General features: G+C 40.2%; 7 protein-coding genes. All 7 read left to right on the top strand.

Annotated elements, in window-relative coordinates; all coding sequences use genetic code 11:
- Positions 1 to 132 precede the first annotated feature (132 nt).
- The 7 genes from E1163_RS25110 to E1163_RS25080 all read left to right on the top strand — a co-directional run bounded on the left by E1163_RS25110 (position 133) and on the right by E1163_RS25080 (position 8475).
- Complete coding sequence (locus E1163_RS25110; RefSeq protein WP_155175568.1) at positions 133 to 1491, top strand: fibronectin type III domain-containing protein; 1359 nt, start codon at positions 133 to 135, stop codon at positions 1489 to 1491.
- Positions 1492 to 1511: 20 nt separating this feature from the next.
- On the top strand, positions 1512 to 3587 hold the full coding sequence (locus tag E1163_RS25105; RefSeq protein WP_155175566.1) for a TonB-dependent receptor plug domain-containing protein: 2076 nt from the start codon (positions 1512 to 1514) through the stop codon (positions 3585 to 3587).
- Positions 3588 to 3606: 19 nt separating this feature from the next.
- Positions 3607 to 6177, top strand: a complete 2571-nt coding sequence (locus E1163_RS25100; RefSeq protein WP_155175564.1) for a SpoIIE family protein phosphatase — start codon at positions 3607 to 3609, stop codon at positions 6175 to 6177.
- A gap of 42 nt (positions 6178 to 6219) precedes the next feature.
- Positions 6220 to 6768, top strand: a complete 549-nt coding sequence (locus tag E1163_RS25095) for a SiaB family protein kinase (protein WP_155175562.1) — start codon at positions 6220 to 6222, stop codon at positions 6766 to 6768.
- Between the two features lie 20 nt (positions 6769 to 6788).
- Complete coding sequence (locus E1163_RS25090) at positions 6789 to 7193, top strand: DUF1987 domain-containing protein (protein WP_155175560.1); 405 nt, start codon at positions 6789 to 6791, stop codon at positions 7191 to 7193.
- Between the two features lie 188 nt (positions 7194 to 7381).
- Positions 7382 to 7969, top strand: coding sequence for an LURP-one-related family protein (locus tag E1163_RS25085; RefSeq protein ID WP_155175559.1), 588 nt, complete (start codon positions 7382 to 7384; stop codon positions 7967 to 7969).
- A gap of 293 nt (positions 7970 to 8262) precedes the next feature.
- Positions 8263 to 8475, top strand: coding sequence for a hypothetical protein (locus E1163_RS25080; RefSeq protein WP_155175557.1), 213 nt, complete (start codon positions 8263 to 8265; stop codon positions 8473 to 8475).
- Positions 8476 to 8746 lie beyond the last annotated feature (271 nt).

Raw genomic sequence — 8746 nt, 5'->3', positions numbered from 1 at the left:
GCCCATTCAATTATTTGTGTAATTGGCACTACTCTTGAAAAGGCACTGCCAACACAGATACATTGATTTGTATCGCCCCATTTTTTTGACTAAAAGTTCATTTTGAACGTTAAAAACTACATTCTATAGTAAATGGCACTATTCTATTTAAGCCGTAAGGTTTACACCTTATTTATCGGTGTTTTATTGATTTTGTTAGGTGGATGTGAATTGCAGGAAACTGATTTCATTCAACCTGTCCCTATTGCACTCGATGCAACAGAAGTTACCTCAGCCAGTTTCAAGGCTTCCTGGGAACCAGTGTTAGGCAGTGATATTTATTTTATCGATGTTTCCCCTGACCCTGACTTCGCAAGCTTTGTCAGTGGGTTTCAATCCCTTGAAGTGCACGATACGTCGGTGATAGTTAGCGGACTTTCAGTAGAAGAAATCTACTACTATCGTGTAAGGGCGAAAAAGGGTAATACCATATCGGATAATTCAAATATAATTTCCGTAGAAACAGGTTTGTTACCGGCTCCCGTTGCCCTTGAAGCTACCGGACAGAAGGTTTTTGAATTTTCGGCCAATTGGAGTACGGTAGATGAAGCAGCTAGTTATCTGATAGAAGTGGCCTCTGACCCTGCATTTACCAATATTCTCAGCACATATAATCGTGTAGAGATTATCGCAAACTCCATTGTGGTTGAAGGCCTGGACTACAGGCTAACATACTACTACAGGGTGTTGACGAAACGCCTGAACAAAACATCATCATACTCCAATGTGATAAAGGTTGAACCTTGTATTTCAAAGGATTGTAAACTTTCCCGAATTATATATCCATCTAATTATGAAACAACTTTCAGTTACAATGATGAAGGGAAAGTCAGTGATATTGCTTATACATATACTCCTTCACCTTCCTCTTATACTGAAAAATGGACTATGCACTATGATGCCAGTGGTCGTGTGGACAGCGTCAAGCACTACTATAATGACTTCCCTTATATGGAACATAAATTAAATTATACTGACAGCACCCTGACATCAATGATAACCCATGATCTGTATTATTTAACAACTACATACAGTGATTTCATTTATAACAGTGAAAAACAGCTCATTGGATTGCGCAAATATGATGACGCAGCGAAAACCAATGTCACGTTTCACGAAGACTATGAGTTAGACGAAAAGGGCAATGTCCTGAAAGTATTTAATATGGACGGGGAGCAGAAAGGTGAATTTAAGTATGATGAAACCTTCAATCCGAAAATGCTCATTCCATACGAGATCCGTCAATTCACTCCAGATAACTTCAGTGGATATTCGTACAGAGCTTACCATGGTATTAACAACCCTGTTTATGCTCAAGGGGCTTTTTACGCTAGTGATCCCAACTTTTTTGAAGAAGAGGTATTCATCTACGATATCAACGAAAAAGATGTGGCCATTAGTAGAAAAGGCTTCTATGGTCTTCAATACGAGTTCTCCGGATGTAATTTCTAACAGCAAAACTTACTCTTATTATGAAAATCAAATATTTCACCCTGATATTGGTGTTGTTTGCAGGGTCTGCTTTTGCTCAAAACAGCGACCCTGAGACACAGAATAACGACATATACAGGTTCACAGTAGACCAGGACATCCTTAACCTAGATTTTGAAGGTGATGCTACTGTACACATATCTTCTGCCTCAGGCAAAAAAGAGGATGTAAATCGCACTGCTTATCAGGCTTATGTTATCACCCGTGAAGAAATCGAAAACTCAGGAGCCCTCACTATACCCGAAGCTTTAAGGCTGGCCCCGGGCCTGCTGGTAAGGCAAAAGACCAATGGGTTATATGAAGTTCATTTATTTGGCACTGACAATATACCCGGACAAACCAATCTGCAACAGCATAAGAGCAGCATGGTTCTGGTCATGATTGACAACATGCCGGTAAACGACCACTTCTCAGGTGGTGTATTCTGGGAAACCTTACCGGTAAGCATAGGTGATGTTCAAAAAATAGAGGTTGTAGCAGGGCCTGCATCAGTACTTTACGGTCGTGACGCTGCTAATGGTTTTATCAACATTATTACCAGTAAACCTGAGAGCAACAGCCTTAGTGTAACCGCCAATATTCAGGGAGGCACCCCTCATACTTTGGTAAACAATGTTGCTTTAGGCTTTGGTATCAATGACAAGGTACTGGTAAGGCTGTCAGGCAAATATATTGACACCAGAAGGTTTCAGGACGAATATTATGTAGCTGGTGAAAACAGGTACATTCCCAGCGACTCCTTGCTCTTCTATCAATCCACGGTGGAAGAAACCAACCTCTATGGGTCGCTGGCCAGACAGGATATGGCTTTCAACGCTTTTGTACAGTACGCTCCAAATGACAAAACAGATGTTAATATTTCAATTTCATCCCAGGATTCGGAAGCACAAAGTGTGCATTATAGTTTTGAAGAATTGACCTTAACAAGGCGCACATCATCTTCTCAATACATCAATCTGAACTCCAGGATCAGCAACTTCCATTTGCAGGCTTCGTACACAACCGCTGACCAGAACCTGGCTGTTGGCTACCCTGGGTATAGTTTCGGTGTTGATAAACTCAATGCCAGGCTATTCTACAACTATTCCATAAAAAGTATAACCCTCACACCCGGTGTAAGGTACCAGAGCTCAATGTTCGACGATACCAAACACCTGTCCGATGACAATGCTTATCCGAATATCATCAACGGGAAAAAGGAACTCGCTTATTATGGAGGTTTTCTCAAAGGGAATGTATCGCTAATGGAAGATAAATTGTCGCTGGACGGAGGTATTAGTTATGATCTTTATGAAAGGGAAAACGTGCTGGGCTATCAGGCTGCAGCAGCGTATACGCCTATAAAAAAAGTACTTGTACGCGCTACTTATGCAAAAGGAAACCAAGGCGAGTTTGCCTACAATGCCTTTAATGAAAGTACTGTCGCAAATGCAGAAGGCCCTGTAATAAGAAATACTATAAACGAAGATCTGAAAGTAGCTATAAGTGAAGGCTACAGCCTTGGCACCAGGATCAGTATAACGGATAAAATCATTCTGGGACTGGATTATTTCCATGTTAAAAACTCCAATGGGCAGATCACAGCCCTCACTCCTGTAAGTGGTGACACCATCAACAGTCAAATGATGAATTCACCTGCGACACTGAACAGAAACGGTTTAACGGCAAACCTGACCGCAAAGATCTCCGGAAAATTTAAGGTTCATGCACATGCAACATTCCAGAAAACCAGCTACGATGGAGACACTACTACATTGGGTGATGATTTTTCCCCTAAATACTTTGGGGGTATAACAGCAAACTATAAGACCATGCTGGACAAGTTGAACATTAGTGCTAGCCTTTATGCCTTCGGCAAACATCAAATAACAGCCCTGGGCAGCACACAGGAAATATCTGCCAAGCTGCTTCCTGCGCTGAAGGTCTCTTATAAAATATGGCAGGAAAATCAAATTTTCATCAATGTGAGAAACCCGCTAGGCTCCGGAAGCAAAGAATTCATTTTTGCTGACGACATCTCCGGTATATACCTCATTGGAGCAAAGGTCAAATTTTAAAAATTCAGATTTTATATAGATGAACAGAAGAATATTCCGCCTTTATTATTTTGCTTTCTATGCATTGTTGGCAACAACAATACATTTTAACGCTGAGGCACAGGAAAAAGAAGCCGCTGATTCTGTCAAATCAAATCAGTTGCTACAGGAGGCCCAAAGCCTTCTGAAACAAGGCAGTTTTGACCTCGCCATCTCAACCGCCAGAAATGCATACGAACTTTCAAAAAAGACCTCATACCTTACCGGTGAGGCCAACAGCAGTCATGTACTGGGAAAGGCTTATACCGAAAAGAAAGAATATAACGAAGCTTTGAAATATTACTTTGTGGCTATTCAGGCATTTGACCTGCTGAACAATCCGCAAATGAACATTAATACACTGGCTGACATCGGCAGTATGTATCAAACACAGGATGCCCATGGCCAGGCGATAAGTTATTTTGAAAAGGCCCTGAAAAAAGCCTACGAGATCAAAAGTGAACCACGTTTACGAATAGTATTGCTGGAAAATATTGCTTATTCATACAAGCAACTGGAGGATTATCCTCATGCAATGACTACGGAAACCAAGCTACTGTCGGAATATGAACGCACAGGGAACAAAGCCAAGGTTATAGATACTTACAAGGAGCTTTCCCTGCTTAGTGAGCTTAACAAACAGTACAGGTCCGCGCTGAAATACAATACCGAACTGGCAGAGGAATACAAGAAGAATAATGACCTGGTCGGGCTATCGTCTGCCTACAACAACATAGGCTTTATATACAAAAGGACCGGCGATCTTAAGGCATCCCTTGAATATTTTAATAAGGTAACTGAGCTCGTCAACAAGCAGCCGGCCAAGCTTACAGAAGGTGATAAGGCCCTCCTACATATCAATATTGGTGTGGCGTACACCACACTAAAATCCTATACCAGGGCCAAAGAAAACTATCACATAGCTCTCAAGATCAGGGAAAAGGAAGAAAATAGTATTGAGATAGCCAATACCCAAAATTATCTGGCAGGAAATTACTATGTCAGTGGCAATGTTTCGCAGGCATTGAAATCTGTCAGTGATGCTATAGAAATAGCCGAGCCTATCAATGCTGAAGAAGTACTGCTCACCAGCTACAAGATCCTCCACATGATCTACACGCAAGACAATAATACTACCAAAGCAAAGAAATACCTGGAGCTGCACAGGGAACTCAACGAAAAATTGAAGGAGCAGGAAAAAGCTAAAAAGCAGGAGATGCTCAAAAAGCAGTTGGAAATAGAAAGGAATGAGGAAGAGATCAAAACCCTGCTTGCTGAAGAAGAAAGAGCGGCTGTAGAGTCTGAGAGAAAAGAGAATGAGATAAAACTTAAGGAAAAAGAGCTTGCCTTATTAAAGCGTGACCAGGAACTGCGGGAAATAGAGTATAAAAACCAGTTGCTGGAAAAAGAGCGTACAGAGCAAGCCTTGGCCCTCGCCCAACAGCAGCTTGAAACTGAAAAAAAGAACAGGGAGCTGGTATCCCTGGAAAAAGAAAAAGAACTGCAAAACCTTGAACTGAAAAGAAAGGCACTGGAAGATGAGAAGCAAAAAAAGGCTATTCAATTGTTGGAGGCAGATAAAAAGCTACAGGACGAACAATTAAAATACACGTATTGGATGTTTGGCCTCTTCGCACTGATACTAACTATTATCATTATCAGCTTCATCCAGAAGAGAAAAGCTAACAAAAAGCTTAAAGCGCAGCAACTGCAAATTACCAATCAAAATAACGAGCTGCAGCATAATATGGAAGAACTTCAGGCAACCCAGGAAGAGTTGGAAAGTCAAAAGGGACAGTTAGAGATACAGCATAGAAAAATTACATTTAGTATTCAGTATGCTCAGCGCATTCAGAGTTCCATACTCCCCTCAAACAGCTTGATAAACAGTTTATTTCCTGAGAATTTCATCACGTATCTTCCAAAGGATATTGTTTCCGGCGATTTCTACTGGATGGAGGAAACAGAAGGAAAAAAAATAGTTTCTATTGTAGACTGCACCGGCCATGGTGTGCCTGGGGCTCTGATGTCAATGATTGGCAGTACCACCCTTAATGAAATTATTAACCAAAAAGGCATTACGGATCCTGCTGAGGTTCTGAACAAACTACATGAAGGTGTAAGGACAAAACTAAGCCAGGAAGAAAGCCAGAACCACGATGGTATGGACCTGGGCATATGTGTGATAGAACCTAATGGAGGCCAAAAAGTAAAACTCACTTATGCCGGTGCAAAACATACGCTTTACATAATAAATGACGGTGAACTACTGGAAGTCAATGGTGACAGAAAGTCTATTGGGGGAGCCAACACTGCGGCTCAAAGGGATTTCTCTCGTCAGACCCTGGAGCTCTGCCAAGGGGCCATTCTGTACCTTACTACCGATGGATATATCGATCAAAATTGTCCAAACCGGAAAAGGTTTAACAAGAAGAGGTTTAAGTCGCTGATAGAAGAAGTACACCATCTCGACCTTCAATCTCAAAAAGAGTACTTTGACAAGGCTTTGGCTGATCATAAAAAAGATGCCGAACAGCGGGATGACATTACCCTGATAGCCATAAAGATTTAACAATAAATTCATTAGAACGAACTAGCTATAAATTAATATTTAATGGAAAATCCAAAATATGAAAACCTTGTAGATTTCTATAGCAGCTTGAGAAATCGGGACATCATTGTATACTACAAGGGGCCATTTGATGAAATAATTCTTTCGGAAATAGGAACAAAAATCCGGAACAAAGTTTTTGATCCCCCTAAAATAGGAAACAGACTCTTTTCGGTTTTTATGGAGCTTGCACAAAATATCGCCTTATACTCTGCAGAAAAAAACCAGTTGGAGACAGGAGTGAAATGGGGTGTTGGTACCATAGCTGTTTATGAAACCCAAACATGCTATACCCTAATTTCCGGTAATCTGATAAAAAATGATGTACTGGATCAAATTGTCGCAAAATGCGAAGAAATAAATATGCTGGATCACGAAGGCCTGAGGGCCATGAAGCGTGAATACAGGAGCAGCATAATAAAGGCTGACCATAAAGGCGGAAATATAGGACTGATCCAGGTAGCCCTGAAATCAGACTCATTAGAGCTTGATACTAAGGAAGTTGATCAGGAACATTCCTTTTTCACGATTTCAGTAAATGTTTTAAAATAATTAATCCATATAAAATAACTATGCGAAATTTATTTATTGAAGGAAGCAGAGACACTTACTTCACCCCACAAGTAGAATTGAACGCTAAAACAGGTATTTGTAGCATTACAGGAGAATCATACCTGGAAGAACCATTTGAGTTTTATGAAAAAATATCTGCCTGGTTCTCTGAATTTTTTAACGAGGATGATAAGAACCTTCAACTGGACTTGAAACTGACTTACTTCAATACCAGTTCATCAAGGGCCATTCTCGAAATGCTGAGAGTACTAAAAGATCATAAAGATGAAGGAAAGGATGTGACTGTAAACTGGTACTACCCTGATCCTGATGATGAGGAAATATTAATGGAAGGTGAAGATTTTATGGAAGAAAGCGGCCTGGAAATTAATATGATCGAATACGAAATGGAAGAGGAGATGTAATAACCACACCCTGGCATATCCGCAAATTAAACTTTTGAGTTAACACCGGACATATGCATATAAATATTTGGGTTCGGACATGAGTTGAATTACCGATTTCAATGAAAATGTCCGAACCCATTTTATTTCTGGCAAAAGTTGAAAAATTCATCTTACTTCACCCCTTAATTTCAAAACTTAACACACTCATGAACAAAACCTTAAGCCGAAATTTATATCTGGTCAAAGAGCATGTCGGAATGTTCAAAGCCGCTAATAATTATGACATCTATGACCCGGAAACCCAACAGATCATTATGAACTGCCGTGAAGAAAAACTGGGATTCTTCACAAAGCTTCTGAGGTTTACTGACTATAAAAGAATGACTCCATTTCATATTGAGATTAAAACCCCGGCTGGCGATAAGGTACTAACCGTTAAGCGTGGAGTCTCCATCTTCCTATCCTCTGTTGAGGTGTTTGATGAAAATGAAAACCTCATCGGGAAATTCAAACAGCAGTTTTTCTCTATCGGCGGCAAGTTTAAAGTACTGGATGCCAATGAAAACCACCTATGTACTCTCAAAGGAAAATGGACAAGCTGGGATTTTAAATTTGTGAAAGATGATATTGAAATGGCTCATGTAAGCAAAAAATGGGCAGGCCTTGGACGGGAACTGTTTACCAGTGCCGATAACTATGTTCTCAAGATTGACGAAAAAATCCCTGCTGACAACCCTGTAAGAATACTCATTATGGCGGCTGTAATGTGTATAGACATGGTATTAAAAGAGTAGTATATTGTCTTTGTCTCTACAATAATAAAATATGAAAACATTCTCACTCTAAACGGGAATGTTTTTCATATATAAATGTAAAAATTAGGCGAAAATGACTAACCTTTAATTTAATTTATGGTATTTTGCTCAATTGGCACTGTTGACCTTCCCATGAATTGTTACAGTTTTGAGACGCCCCACCATCGAACTGTTAACGGCAGGGTCTTTACCACCTATGCCAAACAAGCCCCTGTATCGTTCACTATTATTCAAAAAGTAAAATGGAAAACACACAACATGACTAGACCCAGGTGATCAATCAGGTCTATAAACACACTGCTCACCTACTGGCTAGTGAAAAAAAATCAGCATCAGAAGTTATAGATATCCTTACAGGTAAGGGAATACCTCAGGACAGCGCCAGACAAATTGTGGAACAAGTCGCTGAGCATGTTGAAAAGGCAAAAAAGAACGGGCAAAAAAAGATATGCTATATGGTGCATTATGGTGTGCTGGTGGTATAGCAGCCACAGCATCTGGCATAGGCCTTATCTTTTGGGGAGCCATTCTTTTTGGCGGTATCCAGTTTATAAAAGGCCTTGCAAACCTCAGCTAGCCCCTGGCTGTGTTTGTTTCAATACTAGGCTTGTTACTAGTAAATCTGGATAGCTTCGTATAAACTGCTTTTATATCAAAATGACATTTTTATGGTTTCTCATCTACGATGATCCACCCAACAAATGTCATTTTGACATTTTCTTACTGATATTTTTTCAGTTAGCAATGGCTAAAAAG

Source organism: Fulvivirga kasyanovii (assembly GCF_009711405.1).
GTDB classification, from domain to species: domain Bacteria; phylum Bacteroidota; class Bacteroidia; order Cytophagales; family Cyclobacteriaceae; genus Fulvivirga; species Fulvivirga kasyanovii.
The sequence above is the reverse complement of the archived record's forward strand: the minus strand, read 5'-3'. Positions and strand labels throughout refer to the sequence as shown.